Origin of the sequence: Methanosarcina soligelidi, from assembly GCF_000744315.1 — an archaeon.
GTDB lineage: Archaea > Halobacteriota > Methanosarcinia > Methanosarcinales > Methanosarcinaceae > Methanosarcina > Methanosarcina mazei.
In genome coordinates this window covers 2,044,843-2,064,443 of record NZ_JQLR01000001.1, presented here as the reverse complement: position 1 = coordinate 2,064,443, position 19,601 = coordinate 2,044,843, and the positions used below count along the sequence as shown (strand labels likewise).

At 42.9% G+C, this 19,601-nt stretch carries 13 protein-coding genes; 6 read left to right on the top strand and 7 right to left on the bottom strand.

Translation table 11 applies throughout. The annotated features are described in order from the left end of the window. Window positions 1-205 precede the first annotated feature (205 nt). Window positions 206-1,465 (bottom strand): nickel-dependent lactate racemase, encoded by a 1,260-nt coding sequence (gene larA, locus M886_RS09010; RefSeq protein ID WP_048051050.1) that lies wholly within the window; start codon window positions 1,463-1,465, stop codon window positions 206-208. A gap of 174 nt (window positions 1,466-1,639) precedes the next feature. After that, complete coding sequence (gene larA / locus M886_RS09005; protein ID WP_048051049.1) at window positions 1,640-2,902, bottom strand: nickel-dependent lactate racemase; 1,263 nt, start codon at window positions 2,900-2,902, stop codon at window positions 1,640-1,642. 533 nt (window positions 2,903-3,435) lie between these two features. Between larA (M886_RS09005) and cooS the strand changes: the two genes are divergently transcribed. Then, window positions 3,436-5,340, top strand: coding sequence for an anaerobic carbon-monoxide dehydrogenase catalytic subunit (gene cooS, locus M886_RS09000; RefSeq protein WP_011034226.1), 1,905 nt, complete (start codon window positions 3,436-3,438; stop codon window positions 5,338-5,340). Window positions 5,341-5,737: 397 nt separating this feature from the next. Here the strand turns inward: cooS and M886_RS08995 are convergent, their stop codons facing one another. Next, the gene (locus tag M886_RS08995; RefSeq protein WP_011034225.1) at window positions 5,738-6,430 is read right to left on the bottom strand and encodes a metal-dependent hydrolase; all 693 of its coding nucleotides are present in this window, start codon (window positions 6,428-6,430) and stop codon (window positions 5,738-5,740) included. Between the two features lie 203 nt (window positions 6,431-6,633). Between M886_RS08995 and M886_RS08990 the strand changes: the two genes are divergently transcribed. The 3 genes from M886_RS08990 (at window position 6,634) to M886_RS08980 (ending at window position 12,916) form a co-directional block, all read left to right on the top strand. Beyond that, entirely contained in the window at window positions 6,634-7,821 is a 1,188-nt protein-coding gene (locus M886_RS08990; RefSeq protein ID WP_137726711.1) for a DUF2117 family protein, read from the top strand. 297 nt (window positions 7,822-8,118) lie between these two features. After that, window positions 8,119-10,965: a type II/IV secretion system ATPase subunit gene (locus M886_RS08985; RefSeq protein ID WP_048051048.1), complete on the top strand. Its 2,847-nt coding sequence runs from the start codon at window positions 8,119-8,121 to the stop codon at window positions 10,963-10,965. Window positions 10,966-10,978: 13 nt separating this feature from the next. Further along, on the top strand, window positions 10,979-12,916 hold the full coding sequence (locus M886_RS08980) for a hypothetical protein (protein ID WP_011034222.1): 1,938 nt from the start codon (window positions 10,979-10,981) through the stop codon (window positions 12,914-12,916). A gap of 403 nt (window positions 12,917-13,319) precedes the next feature. Here the strand turns inward: M886_RS08980 and M886_RS19110 are convergent, their stop codons facing one another. Then, entirely contained in the window at window positions 13,320-13,514 is a 195-nt protein-coding gene (locus M886_RS19110; protein ID WP_048045913.1) for a hypothetical protein, read from the bottom strand. A gap of 22 nt (window positions 13,515-13,536) precedes the next feature. On the opposite strand from M886_RS19110, the gene M886_RS08975 reads away from it, so the two are divergent. Then, window positions 13,537-14,526, top strand: coding sequence for a TolB family protein (locus tag M886_RS08975; protein WP_048045912.1), 990 nt, complete (start codon window positions 13,537-13,539; stop codon window positions 14,524-14,526). Between the two features lie 400 nt (window positions 14,527-14,926). On the opposite strand, the gene M886_RS08970 is transcribed toward M886_RS08975, so the two are convergent. Continuing rightward, on the bottom strand, window positions 14,927-17,230 hold the full coding sequence (locus M886_RS08970) for a PGF-pre-PGF domain-containing protein (protein ID WP_048051047.1): 2,304 nt from the start codon (window positions 17,228-17,230) through the stop codon (window positions 14,927-14,929). 390 nt (window positions 17,231-17,620) lie between these two features. Here M886_RS08970 and M886_RS18645 point away from each other — a divergent pair, with 390 nt between their 5' ends. Then, window positions 17,621-17,791: a hypothetical protein gene (locus M886_RS18645; protein ID WP_155395266.1), complete on the top strand. Its 171-nt coding sequence runs from the start codon at window positions 17,621-17,623 to the stop codon at window positions 17,789-17,791. A 165-nt stretch (window positions 17,792-17,956) separates the two neighbouring features. Here the strand turns inward: M886_RS18645 and M886_RS08965 are convergent, their stop codons facing one another. Together M886_RS08965 and M886_RS08960 are read right to left on the bottom strand one after the other, a co-directional pair. Beyond that, a complete protein-coding gene (locus M886_RS08965; protein WP_048036925.1) occupies window positions 17,957-18,604 on the bottom strand; it encodes a histidinol phosphate phosphatase domain-containing protein in 648 nt (215 codons plus the stop codon). Window positions 18,605-18,757: 153 nt separating this feature from the next. Further along, complete coding sequence (locus M886_RS08960; protein WP_048036927.1) at window positions 18,758-19,564, bottom strand: 23S rRNA (uridine(2552)-2'-O)-methyltransferase; 807 nt, start codon at window positions 19,562-19,564, stop codon at window positions 18,758-18,760. Between the last annotated feature and the right edge of the window lie 37 nt (window positions 19,565-19,601).

The window sequence follows — 19,601 nt, the reverse complement described above, 5'->3', positions numbered from 1 at the left end:
TAGCTTTTATTCTAATTTTAGTCTGGTTTTTATTATTAATCCCAAATTAGAGATTTAGAGAAATAGTTTTGAGTTTTGGGATTGGATTATAAATAACTGCCAGTTCAGAAAAGATAAATCAGACAAAGATAAAATAAGAATAAAGAAAAAGATCTTTTTGAGAGATCTTTTTGAGAGATCTTTTTGATGCAAGGCTTGGAAATTTTTAATTTTCTTTTCTCACAGGCAGGGTTTGCCCGCCATGAGGCATAACGTGGATCTTTGCTTCAGGGTTGTCCGAAAGGACTGCAGACAGGGCTTCCTGAACGCTCCCCATCGGAATAAAGAATGCATCTCTGGCTTTTTCTTCCGGAAGCTTCGAGACAAGGTAAAGCCTGAACTTTTTTGCAGCGATTGCAACGATTGCACTCTTGTGCCCTCCGAACTCAAAGCAGTGCTTGAAGCGCTCTATTGCATCATCAGGATTTTTGCACTGCATGTTCCAGCACTCATAGACCTGGTTTCCTATTCCTTCATCACATTCCGCTACAAGGATGATAGAGCCTCCTTCCTTTACAGCCTGAGTTGCATTATCAAGGGCTTTGTTTGCCTGGTAGAGGTTGATGTCTTTGGGATAGCCGCCGCAGGAAACGACAACAGCGTCTGCAGGCTCTACAGGCGCTTTATACATGGCATCCACAAACTCAACCCCTTTCCTGTGGGCAGCAATGAAATCGCCTGCAACTGCGGCAACGATTCCTTTCTTGCTGTCAAGTATGACATTAAGAATGAATTTAAGACCAAAGGCCTCTGCAGCTTCCTCCATATCCCGCCTGACAGGGCTGTCCACCCTTCCGGAAACTGCATTTTCTTCGATCATCATTTTATGGTTTGTAAGCACGGATTCCTCGGAACTTACTCCCGGGAGTATGGACTTTGCCCCTCCGCTGTACCCTGCATAATAATGGAATTCAATTCCACCGGTACCAATGACAAAATCAGCATCGAGAACTTCCTCAAAGACCTCAATAGGAGTACCACGGCTGGTTACCCCTATCCTCCTGCACCTGGAAGTGTCGTGCTGGATGCAACGGATTTTTTTGTAAATATCTTCCCCGACCAGCTTCTTAGATTCCTCTTCAGCCTGCTGGCGGTGAAGCCCGAGAGCAAATACAATGGTAATGTTCTCATCTTTTGCCCCGCAGAGGTAAAGCTCTTCGAGCAGGGGAGGAAGAATCTTTGCTGTAGGAGTGGGCCTTGTGACATCACTCACAATAATTGAAATTTTCGAATCCGAATTTACAATCTCGGATAATCTCCTGCTTTTTACGGGATTTTCGAGAGCCTTTTTGATTAAGAGGGCTCCATCCTCCTTTTCTTCAGGTTCAGAAGGAAGGATTATACTGGAGAAGTTTTTCTCGGGGATACTCAGCTCAGAAAAACCATTTCCGAAAGCAAGTGAAATCTTTTTTATATTTGTCATCATGTTCGTGCCGGTGATTTCGTATTGATTATATAAAACCATATAGGTAAACAATAACCGAGATTAAAATTACGCTTCAAACTTCAGTTGAATAAACAGTTCAGTTTTTACCAGGACATTAACAGTTTTCAATTTTTACCAGTATGTTTAATTATTGCGGCTTCCCTTACTATTTCCTTATTTACGTACTGGAAGAGTCCACCCTCCATCGGGTATTATGTGAACTTTTGCTTCAGGGTTTTCGGCAAGAATGGTTTCAAGGGCTTCCTGCACACTTTTTGCAGGAATGAAAAAAGCTTTTATGCTTTCATCCTCGGAAAGTTTTGAAACAATATAAAGCTTGAACTGTTTTGCAGCTTTTGCAACTATCGCGCTCTTGTGCCCTCCAAACTCAAAGAAGTTCTTGAAGCGTTCTATGGCGTCATCAGGGCTCCTGCACTCCCTATTCCAGCACTCGTATACCTGGTTTCCGATTCCTTCCGCACATTCGGCTACGAGTACTATTGACCCTCCTGCTTTTACAGCTGGGACGGCATTTTCCAGAGCCTTTGTTGCCTGGTAAAGGTTGATGTCTTTAGGGAAGCCTCCGCAGGAAACAATGACCGCATCTGCAGGTTCAACCTTTACTTTGTACATGGAATCTACATATCCTGCCGCTTCCCTATGAGCCTGGATGAAGTCTCCGGTAACGGCAGCAACGATTTCTTTTTTGCTGTTGACCACTACATTCAGGATAAAGCGAAGGCCTGCAATCCCTGCGGCTTCTTCGATATCCTTCCTTGCGGGGCTGTCAGCTCTCCCCAGAAGAGGGTCACCTTCGAAGAGTTTGCTATAATGGCTATGGAATGAAAGTACCGATTTTTCCGAACTTACTCCCGGAAGGATAGACTTTCCTCCACCTCCATAGCCTGCGTAATAATGAAATTCCACGGTCCCGATACTGATTATCAGGTCTGTATTCAGAATATCTTCGAAAACCTCGACAGGTGTGCCAAAACTAGTCTCTCCTATATGAACACACCTATTCCTGTCGTGCTGCACAAACCGGATATTTCGAGAAACATCATTCCCCAGAAGCTTTCTGCACTCTTCTTCAGTCTGCTGGCGGTGTAGCCCGAGAGCAAATACAATGGTAATATTCTCGTCTTTTGCCCCGCCGAGGTAAAGCTCTTCGAGCAGGGGAGGAAGAATCTTTGCCGTCGGAGTGGGTCTTGTGACATCACTCACAATAATTGAAATTTTTGAATCCGGATTTACAATCTCGGATAATCTCCTGCTTTTTACGGGATTTTCGAGAGCTTTTTTGATTAAGAGAGCTTCATAATCCTTTTCTTCAGGTTCAGAAGGAAGGATTATACTGGAGAGGTTTTTCTCGGGAATATTCAGCTCAGAAACGCCGTTTCCGAAAGCAAGCAGAATCTTTTTTAAGTTTGTCGTCATGTTCGTGCCGGTGATTTCGTATTAATTGTATAAAATCATATAGGTAAACGATAGTAAAAGTATGTATGAAATCAATAGTAAAAGTATGTATGAAATGAAATTTAAATTTGCTTATTTAAACCGGTGTTCGGCCCCTTTCTGAACTTCTGGAAAGTATTGGATTGGCTTTACCAATTCTCATAATATTATAAGTCCTTTACTTTTTGATCCAGGCAAAAATATGTAGAAGGAAAAACCAGCGAGCTTCATCCGGCAATACGAGATCAAGATACTGAAAAATCGTGTATGTTACATCCTGTAACCCTCTTTTTTCAACTAACTTTCAATCATGGGATCCTTACTTTCATCCTGACACCTGCTGTTCTTTTAATTAATTGTAAATATTTCCTGCGCTTATATACTGATAACTGCAAACAGGTCTGGAACGAACATCTGCTTCACAGGAAAATGTTCAGACATTTCACAATATGAAGGGAACTTCTGACCTGTTAGGAAAGAAAAAGGAGTAGCAGTTATCCGGGGAGTGTTATAGCATGGATAAAGAGAGGATTTCCTATCACGAATCCGTTCAAAAGATGTATGAGCGGATAAAGGCAGACAATATGACAAATGTCTGGGACCGTTATGAGGCTCAGGGAATAGGAGGGGTCCCTGACAGAAGATGCACTTTCTGTATGGCAGGAGCCCGCTGTGACCTGTGTTCGAATGGTCCCTGCCGTTCGGACGCTTCAAAAGACAAAAGAGGGGTTTGCGGGATCACTGCCGACGGAATGGCAATGAGGATGATGCTGCTCAGAAACGTAATGGGGGCTTCGACCTACCACTACCACACAGATCAGACCATCCGGACTTTGAGAGAAACTGCAAGGAATAAAACTCCCTACAGCATCAGGGAGCCTGAGAAACTAAAAACATTCGCCAACAGGTTGGGAATAGATATTTCAGGAAGTGATGCTGAAATTGCCCTTAACCTGTGCGAATTTGTTGAAAAAGACTTTAACCGGCCCGCGTATGAGCCAAGCAGAATAGTTGAGATCCTTGCCCCTCCTGAAAGAAAGAAGAGGTGGGAAGAACTGGGGATATTTCCGGGAGGAATCTACGGGGAAATGATGCTTTCCACAAGCTCCTGCCTCACAAACGTAGACGGGTATTATGTAAGCCTTGCCCTGAAAGCAATGCGCCTTGGAATTGCAATGGCATACCAGAGCCAGATAGTAAACGAATACTGCCAGGACGTCCTTTTCGGGATTCCAAGACCCCACACTATGAGGGTGGACCTCGGGGTTCTGGACCCTGAATATGTAAATGTGCTGCCTAACGGGCACGAGCCTTTCCTGGGATTTGCCATGGTACAGCTTGCGAGAAAACCTGAGTGGCAGGAAAAAGCAAAGGCGGCGGGGGCAAAAGGTCTCAGGGTCATTGCCAGTATAGAAACCGGGCAGGAAATGATCCAGAGGTGGGAGGAAGACGATGTATTTTACGGTTTTACAGGGAACTGGATTTCCCAGGAAGCGGTGCTTGCGAGCAGGTGTGTTGACCTTTTTGCCGCAGACATGAACTGTTCACTTCCAGTTGCTCCGCTTTACGCCGAGAAGTACAATTTTAAACTTATGCCTGTGAGCGACCTTGTGGCCTTCGAGGGGATAGAAGAGCGCCTTAATTATGACCCTGTAGAAGCTGAAGAGCAGGCAGCAAAGCTTCTGGATATGGCAGTTGAAAATTTCAAGAATAGAAACAGCTCAGGAGAAGCGGCACTGAATTTTCCAGCAGGAGAAGCTGTTGTCGGATTCTCAACTGAAAGTATCCTTGATGCCCTTGGAGGCACCCTTGACCCGCTACTGGATGCCATAAAAAGCGGCGCAATCAAAGGAGTTGTCGGGATGGTATCCTGCACCACATTACGTGACTACGGGCAGGACGTGCACAGTGTTGCCGTGGTAAAAGAACTGATCAAAAGGAATATCCTTGTCCTTTCCATGGGTTGCGGGAACGCAGCCATGCAGGTGGCAGGCCTCTGCAGCCCCGAAGCCAGAGAATATGCTGGAGACAGCCTTAAGGCTGTTTGTGAAGCACTTGGAGTCCCGCCAGTGCTAAGTTACGGGACATGCACCGACACCGGTCGGCTTGCTGATCTCCTTGGAGCTATATCCGGAGCCCTTGGAGGAGTGCCCGTTCCTGACCTACCTGTTGCTGCCGCAGCTCCCGAGTACATGGAGCAGAAAGCTACAATAGATGCTATCTTTGCCCTTGCACTGGGGCTCTATACATATGTAAACCCCGTACCTACCGTTACCGGGGCACCGAACCTTGTCAAATTGCTTACAGAAGACTGCCGGGAAGTCACAGGAGGCCTCCTGAATGTAGAAACGGATGCAGTAAAAGCAGTTGATGGGATAGAACAGCATATAATGGAAAAAAGAAAAAAGCTTGGGATCTGAAGATCCCGACTTCTATTTTTGTTATTTATTTATTTATTTATTTATTTATTTATTTATTTATTTATCTATTTATTTATCTATTTATTTATCTATTTATTTATCTATTTATCTACCTATTTATCTATCTATTTATTTATTTAGTTATTTATTTATTTATTTATTTATTTAGTTATTTATTTATTTATTTATTTATTTATTTATTTATTTATTTATTTATTTATTTATTTATTTATTTATTTATTTATTTATTTATTTATTTATTTATTTAGTTAGTTAGTTAGTTAGTTAGTTAGTTAGTTAGTTAGTTAGTTAGTTAGTTAGTTAGTTAGTTAGTTAGTTAGTTAGTTAGTTAGTTAGTTAGTTAGTTAGTTAGTTAGTTAGTTAGTTGTTCTGGAAATTAAAGCTGTATTGACTCTCCGGGACTCATGATAATTACTTTCGTATCAACCTTTGCTTCCACGGCTTTTCTGAACTCTTCAGGGTCCTGCCTGATGACATCAAACGTATTATAGTGCATCGGCACAACGATCCGGGGCTCGATAAGTTCAACAGCTTTTACAGCTTCCTTTATGCCCATGGTAAATCTGCTCCCTATAGGCAGCAGGGCAATTTCGGGTTTGTAAAGCTCTCCAATGAGTTGCATATCTCCAAAAACTCCAGTATCCCCAGAATGATAAACAGAATACCCTCCGATATTTATTACAAAACCTGCAGGGCTTCCTCCATCGAAGCTGAAACCGGAGGCATCAATTGAAGAAGAATGAAGTGCATGCGTCATGGTAAGGGCTATGCCTTCCACTTCTACTGTGCCTCCCTTGTTCATGCCTTCGGCAAAGACACCTTTTGATTTTATATAATTTGCAACTTCATGAATAGAAATAATTCTGCAGCCTGTACGGGCTCCGATCTCGATAGTGTCTCCAAGGTGATCCCGGTGACCGTGGGTTACGGCTATTATGTCCGGGTTAAGGTCCTCAGGGCTGCAAGGAGATTTAGGGTTTTCTGAAATAAAAGGGTCTATCAGGAGTTTCTTTTCAGATTCGAGCAGAAAAGCAGCATGCCCGAGCCAGGTAATTTTTAAATCAGCCATTTCTCTTCCTCAAAGTCAGTCGTTTTTCGTCAAAATGTAACAATGTGTAATGTAATTTTCGATAATGACCGGAGAATTAGTATGAAATTACCGGATGAGGGACATACAGGAAACAGGTTATGTTTGAAGAAAAACATAAGAAGAATACCAGCTGTAATAAAGGGTCATAATAATATGTTCCTCTCAGTTAAAATCAAATGAAAATGAAGATGAAAATGAAAATCAGCCTTGTAATCCACGGACCCGAAGTAATCGATTCGGGAGAAACGAAAATAGTTCTGGAAAAACTTTCCTGCCTCGGCGAAGTAAAAGCGGAGCTTGGCGGAACCATGGGAAAAACAGCCGTAATTGACGCCGGGCTTGAAGGAATCATAGATACAGGCAGGCACTTAAAGCCAAGCGTCTGCATAGAATCTTTTTTTGAAACAGCCGACCTTATTTGCCTTCTGAACCGGGGAAAAACTCTGGAAACAGGCAAAATCTTCGGAGCAAAAGTCGCTGCCCGCCTGAAAGATCCCGAAAAGAAGCCCCTGGTTCAGATCGAAAGCCCTGGCTGTTCCTGTGGAAAGCTTATTCCCCTGAATAAAAAAGCTGAAAGCTTTATTGAAAAACTCTCCGAAACCCTCGGGGTCCCTGCAGAAAGCCCTCTGATTTTCCACAACCCGATTTCCACAGAAACTTGCGCAAAAACCGGAATAACCAGAATAATCCGCGAAATCTCAGGGGTTCTTCCGGGAGAAAATATCTTTGTAAATGGGATTGTTATCGGAAAAGCATCATCTTCAAAAATAAGGATAATCTCCGAAAACGGCTTCATCACTGCAATCGAAGGCGGAGAAATAAAAGATCACGGTCTAGAAAAGTTACACAATTACAAAAAAAGAGACCCTGTAGACCTTGCAGGATCCTGGATAAAAAGCGGAGACATCAGAAGAAGCATTCCCTCACTTCCGGAGGTCCGGGAACAAAACTCCAGCACCATCAAATCATATTTTATTTCCGAAGACAGGGCGGGGAGTATCATACCTGGAAAAGTTGTGCTTATTGACCATGAAGCTGAGAAATCCTACGAACTTTCTGCAGGGGCTGAGCTTGTGGTTACGGTCGGGGATGACACTACAGCCATAGCAGGAGATGTCCTCTACAGGCTTGGCATCCCTATCATCGGGATCACAGACGGAGACTGCGACAATGTTACCTGCGAGCCAAAAACCTTTTCCGGATCGATTATCCTCAGGCTGGAGCCTGGAAACGATGATATTGTGGGCATGAGGATAAAGAAGGAGCTTTTAAAAGGACAAAATTCGGCTGTTTTTGAGGATCTGTCAGCCTTTAAAGAGGAGGTATTAAAACTGGCAGAGTCGACTATTGAGGCTGTTTTTAAATATTGAAAAACCCTGACCTGCACAGCAATATTTGATATATCGGATCATTCCTGTCCTACTCAACGAGGAAGAGTGACCAGTCAGGTAGAGTGGTTGAGCACTCACTTTGAATTTTTAGCTATATGAATGAGATAGTAGTAACTATCAGAGTCAACTGAAAATATTTCCTGAATGTATTCCCCGAATATTATAATGAATCCAAACATAGAAAGACGATAACGTTCATTAATAGAAAATCTTTAATACATTTGAACATAAGTTATGAAGTAATCAGGGGAAAAGGGGGTTTGAATTCTGGATATAATGCTAAAACTTCATGACGCCGCCAGCAGCCTGCAGGAAACTGTTAAAAGCCTGACTCAGAGAGTGGTTCAGGACAAAAAGAAAGAGGAAGAGAAAACCTGTCCTCACAGGATAAAACAGACGAAAAACAGGAAGACAATAATTATTAACTGCCGTGAATGTGAAGCCGGGTCTTCACTTAACGACCCGCACTGCAGGAAGAACATCTTCGGAATCCTGCAAAAAGAGATTCATGCCGACTGCCTTGTGCTCTCAAGGCTTTATGAACGGGACTACGAAGGAGAATCCCTGTCCCTGCTTTATGCTCTGGCAGGCTTTAAGGGAACTATTGCAGCATACAGGAGTATTGAAACTGTCCCTGAACCCTGTACTAGGCAGGAAAAGAGAAAATGTGAGCTGGAAAGAAAAGAAATAATTGATTTTCTTTCCGAAACCGTGGAAACAGATCCTTTAAAAGCCAGGTTCGAGCTCAGGGAGATAATTCGTGAAAAGAAGAGGGCAAAAGTTCCAGATACTACTCCGGATACTATCCGAGATGGCACGTCAGATACCATTTCAGATACCATATCAGCCTGTCTTATGTGCTCCGAATCCTTCTACCGGACCCTGAATGAAATAGAAGAAAAAATATCCTGTTTTCCTGAAATTTCTGAATTTCCTGTTATCAAAAAAGCCGGTTATGAATCCGGTTTTTTCCCGGCATCAGGCAGGTCAGAAGGTCATGAAGATGAAAACAAAAAGATAAATTTCCAGGAAGAAAAAACAGGAAAAAGCCCAAAGGTCAATTTAAAAGGGAGAAAAGCTGGGAACAGTGTTGGAAGCCTGATTGAAAACACCTCTGGAAAAGCATCTCCTGCCTCTTTATCGGGGATCTCCCTATCCAGGCATTTCCTGGATTCGGTTAAAGGGAAAGGTAAGAAAAAGGAGAAAACAGAGGAAAGCAAAAAGGACAAATTTGTAAATAATTCCGCAATCTCTACAGATTTCACAGACACTTTTTTTGACTATGAAAGCAGGATCAAATCTCACGTCAGACCGCCTTTTTCCAGTTCGAGGATTTATACCGAGGCTCCGGAAAATACCGAATTTCTCGAATGTTACGACATAAATGACAGGGAAGGGAGAAACCTTGAAGTCTCCATTTACCGCTACACAGACAGGCCGGAAAAGCTGTACATGATCCGGCCTCCGGAATACAACCTCAGGCAGGAAGAACTCAGGCTTCTTGAAAAAGTCAGGAGGAAGATGATCAGGCACAGGCCAAAAGACCTTGCTTTTGCAGACCCGACAGGAGCAAGGGAATACTTTAAGCGCATGGCAAAATCCCTCCTGGGAGAAGAATTGCTTGAAAGCGGGAAATCCTGCAGTCCGAATGAACTTGAAAGTTATGCCGACCTCCTTGCAAGGTATACAAACGGGCTCGGGATCGTAGAAGACCTCCTTTCAGATCAGAGAATAACGGACGTATACATCAATGCCCCTGCTGATACCAACCCGGTGCATGTTGTAATGGAAGGGGAGGAATGTACAAGCAATGTTTTCCTCTCGCAGGACGACCTGGACGCTCTTGTCTCAAGGTTCAGGACAATAAGCGGAAGGCCCTTTGGGGAAGCGATTCCCGTGCTTGAGCTTAACCTAGAGGCTTTCGGGGTAAGGGTATCAGTAATAGGGGACCCCCTCAGTGCAAACGGGCTTGCCTACGCTTTCCGAAAACATTCCCTTACACCCTGGACTCTGCCAAAACTGATCAATACAGGCTCGATTTCTCCTTTTGCAGCCGGGCTTTTAAGCTTCCTTATGGATGGGCAGGCTTCTGTCCTTGTTGCAGGAGAGGTGGGAGCCGGAAAAACATCGCTTCTATCGGCAATGCTGCTTGAAATCCCGCAAAAATACAGGATTTTGACAATAGAAGATACTCACGAACTCCCTACAGAAGAACTCCAGGAACTGGGCTGGAAAGTGCAGGGCATGAGTTCTCAGTCTTCGGTCCTGAAGTCCGGCGCGGAGATGAGTCCTGAAACTGCACTTCGGGCTGCTTTGAGGCTTGGGAGCTCATCTCTTGTGCTCGGAGAGGTAAGGGGACCTGAAGTTAAAGTGCTTTATGAAGCCATGCAGGTGGGAAATGCCGGGAACTCAGTTATAGGCACAATCCACGGCTCATCCGTTGAGAACGTTTATGAAAGAGTCGTACACACCCTTGGTGTCCCTCCTGCATCTTTTAAAGCTACGGACGCCGTAATAATCTGTTCAGGCATCAGGCCGGGTGGAAGCATGAGAAAAGTAAAAAGGGTCAGCAGGATTGCAGAAGTTACCTGTGCCTGTATAGAAGAACTTGAACCCTCTGAAATCTTTACCGACATCATGTATTATGATCCTTCTCAGGACTGCCTGCTTGCAGGAGAGGCTCTCGAACAGGGACAGTCCGAACTTATAGGAAAAATTGCCCGGAAATGGGGAGTTACCATTGATACTGCCATAAAAAATATTGAACTCAGGGCCAGGATAAAAGAAAAAATTGCAGTTGAAGGAGTTAAAATGCCATTCCTGCTCGAAGCAGAAGCTGTAAGTGAAGCAAATAATATGTTCTGGCTGCTTTCGGATTCGACCAAAAAAAATAGCAGGACCGGGACAGAAAACAGGACATCGCGCAGAGCTGGTTTTGAAAACAGCCCGGATTCCGGTTCAGAAGCCTACGTTGAAGAGCTGTACACGCTGTGGGAATTATGGTTTGAGGATTTTATTAGAGAGCTGAGCGGAAAAGGAAAGCAGAGATTGGGAGTTCACCTGTCTGGAGAAAAAGCACAATCAGAGGAAAAACAGAGTCCAGAAACAAAAATAATTGCCTGAGGGGTCATGAAAGATGGAAGAAAGCGGCTGGTATGTAAGAGCCTGTAAATCCACAGCAAAACAATGGGAATGGGCTATCCCTAACCCTCAGGCCTTCAGCAGGAAATGTGAAAAAAGCGTGAGCCCTGAATACAGGGATGCCCTCAGGTTTACAGGTTTTGATCTGGAAGCCTTTGAGACCGTACTGTTTTCTTACGCCGGGACATTTGTGGCTTTAATCCTGCTGCTCGGGATAGATTTTTTCCTGCTCCTTTCCAGAAGTTTTGATTCTAAATCTCTTTTCATAATGGGGACCCTGACTTTTATTATTCCGCTGATAGTTCTCTACTACCTTAGCGAATATGTGAAGATAAAAGCCGGATTGATGAAAATATCCTCTCTTGGAGATATTCCGGAAATACTGAGCTATATTATCATGTCAATGAAGCTGGTCCCAAACCTTGAACACGCCGTCCTTTTTGCAGCCCGGAACTCCGGGAGACCTCTTGCCACGGACTTAAAAAAACTTACCTGGGACCTGAATTTAAGAATCTACAGCAGCATGGACGATGCCCTTCTATCTTTTGCCGACCTGTGGGGCAGAAACAGCGAATACTTCAAGCGTTCCCTGCACCTTATCAAGAGCTCAACAGCCGAACCCGACGAAGCCCAGAGGGTCATTACCCTGAACCGCGCCCTCGATATTAGCCTTGAAGGGACTGAAAACCTGATGGAAGCTTTTGCCGAAAAGCTGAAGACTCCAAGTTACATCCTCTACTCAATTTTTATCCTGATCCCGCTCGCCCTTGTTGCACTCCTGCCTGCAGTAACGGTTGTAGGGATGAAACCAAAAACCTCTGACCTTGTCCTTCTCTACGACTTTATTTTTCCACTCCTTGCAGCGGTCTATTCAGAGTATATCCTGATGCAGAGACCTGTCGCATTTGCCCCGAGAAAAATTCCAGACACCCATCCCGATCTTGCAGATATAAAGCAGAAGAAGCGAACTGCCATACTCACAGGAGCCCTGGTCTGTGCATTGACGGCTCCTCTGGGCTATATTCTTCTGGCTTCGGGAAACCCCGGTGGAATAGTTTCCACAAACCCTCTAGAGGGATACCTTCTTCCAGCCCTTCCTTTAGTTATTGGAGGAACTGCGGGACTTTCAATCTACCTGTACTTTTCATCTCTTCCGTACAAGAAAATAAGAGACAGAATAAAACAGATGGAGCAGGAGTTTGCAGACTCCCTTTTTGTGCTCGGCAGAAGGATTTCGGAAGGGAAAGCACCTGAAGAAGCCTTTGCCCATACTGCAAGGACGATGGAAGGCTCAAAAATAGGGGAAGCCTATGAGGGAATTTCCATGAACCTGCTCAGTATGAGGACAAACCTCAAAGACGCCGTTTTTGACGAAGAATTTGGGGCTTTCAGGCACGTATATTCCGAGAGGATAAGGAACACCATGCTCCTCTTTACGGAAAGCGTCCACAAAAACCACGAGGCTGCAGGTGCTTCGATTATCAAGCTTGCAGACCATTTAAAAGAACTCAGCGACGTAGAAGAGCGAATCAGGCGTTCCCTTTATGACGTCACCTCAACAATGCGTACCACCGCTGCGATTTTTGCGCCCCTTATTGCAGGAATTACCCTTGCCCTTTCCGAAGTTATTACAAAAATCCTGAACCAGGTAGCAGAAAGGGTGAGCAGGGTCCCGGCAGACCTTTCCGGAATGCCCGTAGAAATCAGCCCTGAAACTTTCTCTCAGTCAATTCCTCCGGACCAGTTCCTGCTTACGATAGGTGTCTACATTGTCCTTATCAGTGCAATCCTTACCCGCTTTGCAGGAGCCATAGAATATGGAGGAGAACGTGCGCAGTTGAAATACGACCTCGCCTGTATGCTTCCGGTAACTGTGGTCATCTTTGCGGTTTCAGCTGCTGCTTCAAGGGTTATTTTCGAAGGGCTGGTATGAAAAGAGAAAAATAAGTCGGAAATAAATAGCAGCAGCTTCCTGAACTATTATAAATTCGAACCAAGTTTCTATACATGATATATTAAATCGGTCAATTTAGGTCGGATTTTCGATTCGAGAACTTCTTAAATACTCCTAAATTCGTAATTTTATGGAAAAAATTTACCTGCTACCCTAAATTACGAATTCAATCAAAAGTATTTGGCGAATTATAAATTAGAGAATTTGCGCGAAGCTTGAAAGGAGACTTTACATCTGATACTAAATTTTTGGTTTGAATACCTTTGTTTTAATCAGTTTCGCTGGTATACTATTATTGCCGATATAAATCCATTTTTCGTTACAAATTTTATAAATTTAGAATATAAATAAAAAAATTTAAATTAGTTGTAAAGTTTTAGCATTAAATTACAAAATAATAAAGAGGTATTATGAAAACTAATGAAACCTCATATTCAATATTGCTGACATTAACAGTATTGATATTATTTTTAATTCTTGTATCATCTACGGCATCAGCAGCTGCCGGACAAAGAGTTTCACCTGAGCTCAATGAAACTAAGCTCACTACAAGCGGATCAGCGGGTTTTCCTGACATCTACGGCGACAGGATAGTGTATATGGATTGGCGCAATAAAGCCGAGATCTCTGATATCTATGTGTACGATCTTTCTACAGGAAAGGAAATTAAGATTACTACCAGCGAATTAGCACTCAATCCCAAAATCTATGGTGATAGGGTAGTGTATTGTAATATGAGTGGTGAAATGAGTGGTATTTACCTGTATAATCTCTCCACTAATAATGAAACTCGAGTTTCTACCAGCGGAATGGGAATATACACCTCTATCTATGGAGATAGGATAGTTTATTTGAATGAACTAGCTGGAAATGATATCTACACCTATGATCTTTCTACAAAAAAGGAAACCCGAATAACTACCAATGGGTCAGCAGCAATTCCTTCCATTTACGGTGATAAAATAGTATACCACGATTGGCGCAATGGATTCCTCAAATACTCTGATATCTACATGTATGATCTCTCCACTTCCACGGAAACTCGAATCACCAGCAGTGGATCAGCATTACTTCCTGCTATCTACGATGACAGGATAGTGTATTATGACCAGAGTAATGGAAAATACGATATTTACATGTACGATCTCTCTACAAATAAAGAAACTAAAATTACCAACAATGAAACTGCAAATGGAACTCATCCCCTGTATGGTACTCTTGCCATGTATGGTGACAGGATAATATGGCTGGAGCGGTCATCAGTTGAGGATTTGCAGCCCGGTGAAGACCTGTATTTTAATATCCATATTTACGATCTCTCGACTTCCAGTGGAGTCCGGATCTCCACCAGTAGAGATCTTATTAATTATCTTGATATCTACGATAACAGGATAGTATGGAGTAGCGATAATCGGACTGACATTAGCAATTCAACAGTTGATATCTATATGTGCACCATTTCAGAAGAGGATAAGGGATCGAATGACAAACGGCAATCCCGGATGGAAAAAAATAAAAGTATGCCTGGGTTTGACATTGTTGGTTGTATTACCTGTCTCTTTGGAGTATTCATGTACAGGAGAAAATAGAGATAAAGTAAATTATAGGCAGGTAGCGAGATTGTTAAGTCTATCAAAAAAGGCTTTAATTTTGAGAACCAAGTAAAAAACAGAAAACGACTTCTCATCTTACTACTACCTATTTTATCTGCATATCTTAAACAGAGAATAGAAGGCAAAGTTCATTATTGGAAAAGACGTTGTACAATGATACCCCTCTTTTCAGGTTCACAAACATTTGGTTCACAAACATTTACTATTCGCCTGCATGTTCCCGATTATTGTAATCATCCTTTGGGGTCTCAGCTGCGGCTTCAAGTGTAATTTTCGGCGGGCTGGTGTGAGATAGAACAGCCTGCTGAAAATAAAAAAGATAAGGGAATTAATTCCCTGTCTGTTTTTTATATCAAACCTATATTCAGACTTCTTTTTACTTTCTTCTATACAGGAACACTGCGAGCAGACCGGCTAACCCATAAATAGCTACAAATCCGGGGGTGTTCACACTTTCTTTCTGGACAGTTCCCGATTCTGGTTCATCCTCTATATTCTCAGCATCAGCTAACGCTGCCTCGGATCCAAAATTTGATCCTGTTTCAGTTCCCTTATCAATGTCTGCTGCTTTCGCCGTAATAGCAAATGAAGAAAATCCAGGAGTTTCGGCGGTGAAATACAGGAACTCATCATCCTCTTCAGATAGAGACACTGGCAGCTGTTCCCATTTTTTATCCCTGTATGTGTTAAGGGTGATGGAAGCCTGATCCATATCTTTCTCCTGTACCCAGGACTTTTCAACTTTAAAGCAGACTTCAGAGTTTTCGATATTCTTTGGAGTTGCATATCCGCTGTTGCCTACCCAGACATTGAAAGACTTATAGACTTCTCCTTCAGGAAGTTCGGAAACAAGTGCAGATCTTCCCTTTAATTCCTCGGCAATAGTTGTGGTCTTACCTGCAGTCTTTTTTGCGTCAAAGCTCGCGTAAACAACACATGTTGCCTTCTTTGTAAAGTCAAACTTAACTTCTTTTCCGTTTGTGATAAAGACCTGGCAAAGTTCTTTCACTTTAACGTTCTTTGCAGGTTCCGGGGAACCTCCTCCACCACCGCTGCTGCCGCTGCTGCCTCTCTTACTGCTTCCTCCACTGCCTGAGCTGCTATCGTCTCTGGAACCGTCCAGTACGGTTATCGTATCAATTTTATAGGAGATCCCTTTTGCATTGGTTATGGTCAGGTTAACAAAATACGTACCTGGAGCTTTATAAACGTAAACAGGGGCCAGGCCATCAGAATCAATCACCCCGTCGTTATTGAAGTCCCATGTTCTTGATGCCGCATTCTGGGAAGAGTCATTAAACTGTACCGCAAGAGGTGCATAACCCTCAGTTACATTGCAGCTGAAGTCTGCGATGGGAACTCCAGGAACCACAACATCCGAATCTGTAACGACTATGTAATTTGTTTTTACCACTGTACTGTTGCCTGCACTATTTTCTACAATCAGACCGACCGTATAAGTGCCAGGATCCGTAAATGTGTGCGTTGCGTTCATTGCATGTTTTGAATTTATGCCGTCGCCAAAGTCCCAGAGCCAGGAAGCTGAAGATCCTCCGGTACCACTTGCAGTAAATAACACAACCAGAGGTGCAGTTCCGGAAGTTACGTTGGCTGTGAAGTCGAAAACAGGCAATACCGGGTTGTACACGGCTGTGAGTGGCAGGTAGTCGTAGTTCTTTTTAGAGATTGCATAAGCCGAATCTGCAATACCATCTCTATTTGCATCAACAGCAGTCTGAGAGAACCCTGTTCCATCCGGTTTTGCCCAGTAATTGCCTCCAATATATGGGCCACCAATTATGTTTGTACCCTCAGTGCGTGAACTGTTCCAGACATATGTCTCTTCAAACTCTCCAAACTTCACATTCACTGTGTTGTTGAAATAATTGTTATAGGCTCCTTTTGATTCTATAGAACCGGTAACTTTAAGCCCACAGTCTGAACAGTAGGTGATTTTATTTCCAGTTAAATTTGCACCACCGGTTTCCCCAGCCAATACCCCTACACCACAATTTGTGATTTCGTTGTTTTCGAGATCATAAGATAAGCCAGAAACATGTATTCCGACATCACAGTTTCTTATTTTGTTACCACTAATAGGCGGTACATTTCTTTCATCGTAAACATAGATTCCTGTTGAGCAATTAGAAACTTCATTATTTGTTATTTCATTGTAATCCCCACAACAGGCTACATCTATACCATATCCTGAAATTATGTTTCCAGATATAGTAACAGCAGAACTTTCAGATTGTACAACAACACCACCATCTTCAATAATGTTGTTTGTTATGTGAGTAGGATTGTTAATTTGGTACTCAGAACTTCTATCAGAAGCCCAAATATTTGCAATCACATTTCCGCGTATATTAAAGCCAGTTAGTGTTGTACCAACATTGCTTAGAATGATAGTTGCCACAGTGCTGTCTTTTGGCCCAATAAACACGTTATTTGTTTCTGGTTTAATTGTTAGCCTTTCTTTTGAAACGTTTATGTTTTCAACATACGTTCCGGGTTTTATTAAAATTACATCTCCAGCTTCTGCAACATCTACAGCTTCCTGTATCGTAGAAATTTGTCCACTTCCACTGCCCACTATAATATCTCTTGCCGATACTGTGGACGGTACTCCTATCAGGAATACTAAAGTAAAAACTATAAGTAGAGTTTTACCCTTCACTTTATCTCCCCCACATAGATTTTATTTTTCAAAGCTAAAATTAAAATAGTACATCCCGTACTATCGACGCTATTAGACCCACAATATTAAATTATTTTGAGTTAATATATTTACATTTCTTTAAATGTAAATTATATATGATTAATTACACATTCTATAAATAACTAGACTATCCCCTCAATATATAATTCTACAAGCAAAATTTCTTCTGAATTTTGCTACTTACTCGTTTTGATTCAAAACTAAAATAGTTGAAAAAAAGACTATTTATGGTATTCGAGTGGTGCAGCAGGAACCGGCTTATAAACAAAAATCAAAGATTTTTAAAAATTCTGTTGAAATTTAAATGCTATACAAATTTAAGGCGATAAATCAAAATGGAATTTACTCTTGTCCTATAAGAGAGTCTGGTTTGCAGGGGTTACCCTGCATCTCGCAGTAAAAGGGCAGTTTCCAGCCCATGGACATGTATTTGCTGCGATATTCCTGAGCTTTATCATAGGAGACCTGATAGCCATACCCTTCGGCTACTTATCTGGAAAAAATGCGGCGAATAATTGAAAGTTTCGGCTTTTGTAAAGAGATTTTTGAATTGTAACATCTTATATTTTTTCAACCTGACATAGACGGATCAGTAGTTATTATTTCTACCCATAACGCTTTAATTTTTAAGTCCATCACAGCTTAAACTATCTTTGCTATATAGCTTAAACTATCTCTGCTATCTCAAACTATCTCCGCTACCTTCTTTTTCGAAGCCTTAAAAGCTTCCTTTGCCCTTGACTCAGTAAGGCCGGCCCCCATTGCAATTTTCAGAGCTGTTTCGTCAGTTATCAGGTTCTCAGGGGCATGAGTATCCGTATTCACGACAAGCGTTGCCCCGAATTCGACAGCAAGCCTTGCAACATGCCCGTTTGTCCTGTTGTGACCGTTCCTTGCAGTGATTTCAAGAAATACATTATTTTCTGCCGCAGTCCTGACATCTTCCTCAGAGATCAGGCCCGGGTGAGCCAGAATGTCCACATATTCACAGGCGACTGATGCCGCATTTGTACCTTGAGCTACAGGCTCTGAAATTGTTTCCCCGTGCACGACCACGATTTCTGCTCCCAGCTCTTTTGCCTTCTTTGCCATGGGAGCAATCTTTCTTGGAGGGACGTGCGTCAGCTCAACTCCGGAAAGGACGCGGATATCCCATTCTTCCTCCAGGTATTTTGCTTTTTTTGCAGCATCAAGAAGCTGTTCAAGGTTTGTATAGTCTGCGTGGTCCGTAAGTGCGATAGCCTCGTAACCGTGAATAACAGCCCGCCTGACGAGTTCGCTGGGGAGCAGTTCCCCATCACTGAAAATAGTGTGAGTGTGAAGGTCAATCACCTGAGATCACCGTGTTTGAAAAAAACTTAAACTTTTTTCACTGCCATATAGATTTTCCCTTACAGATATATACTTTCCTCATGAGGTATGGTTCTGGCACAATAATACTTACTAAAACCATAAGAGCCTGTCCCATATCCTTACATCCTGAGGTTAGTCAGATTTTTCACGGTTTTCGGTTTCAGAGCTTTCAAGCCTTTCTTCTACATCGGCAAATGCAAAGTTAGGTTTTACGTCCGAGATTTTTATGCGTACCTTTTCTCCGACTTCAACTTCCTTTACAAAGACCACAAAGCCCTCAATAAGTACAGCCCCGTCTCCACTTGAGCCAAGCTTCTCGATATCCACCACGAATTTGTCTCCTTTCCTGAGGGGAGCTGTAAGGAATTTCTTTCCGATAATATAAATCTCCGCACTCTGAGACCTTGACGCCTGAGGGGAGTAAGCCTTGACGCGGACAAAATTGTTTCTTACTTCGTCAAGGTAATCGTTGAACATATCTCCCTGGAAGACCTTAACAGCAAAGTTTCCTTTTGGTTTCAGGATCTTCTTTGCACATTCAAGAGCTGAAGTTGCAAGCTCAATTGACCGTGCATGGTCATATGACCAGTTACCTGACAGGTTCGGGGCTGCATCACAGAGCACCACATCTGCCCCTTTTTCTCCCACGATTTTAATGATTTTCTTTATTGTGGATTCTGCATTTATGTCGCCCTGGATGGTCTCGACTCCTTCGATAGGGTCTATCCTCTGCAGGTCAACACCGAGGACCTTCCCTCCGGAAAGCTGTTTTGCGACCTGAAGCCACCCTCCCGGAGCTGCACCTAAATCCACAACCGAGTCCCCCCGCTTGATAACATTATGTTTCTCATTGATCTGCTTGAGCTTGAAGGAAGCCCTGGACCGGTAACCTTCCTCTTTTGCCTGATGATAATAATAATCTCTTCTATCTCTTGCCATTGCTTACCTTCCCTGCACTGAAAGCTCATATAGCTTG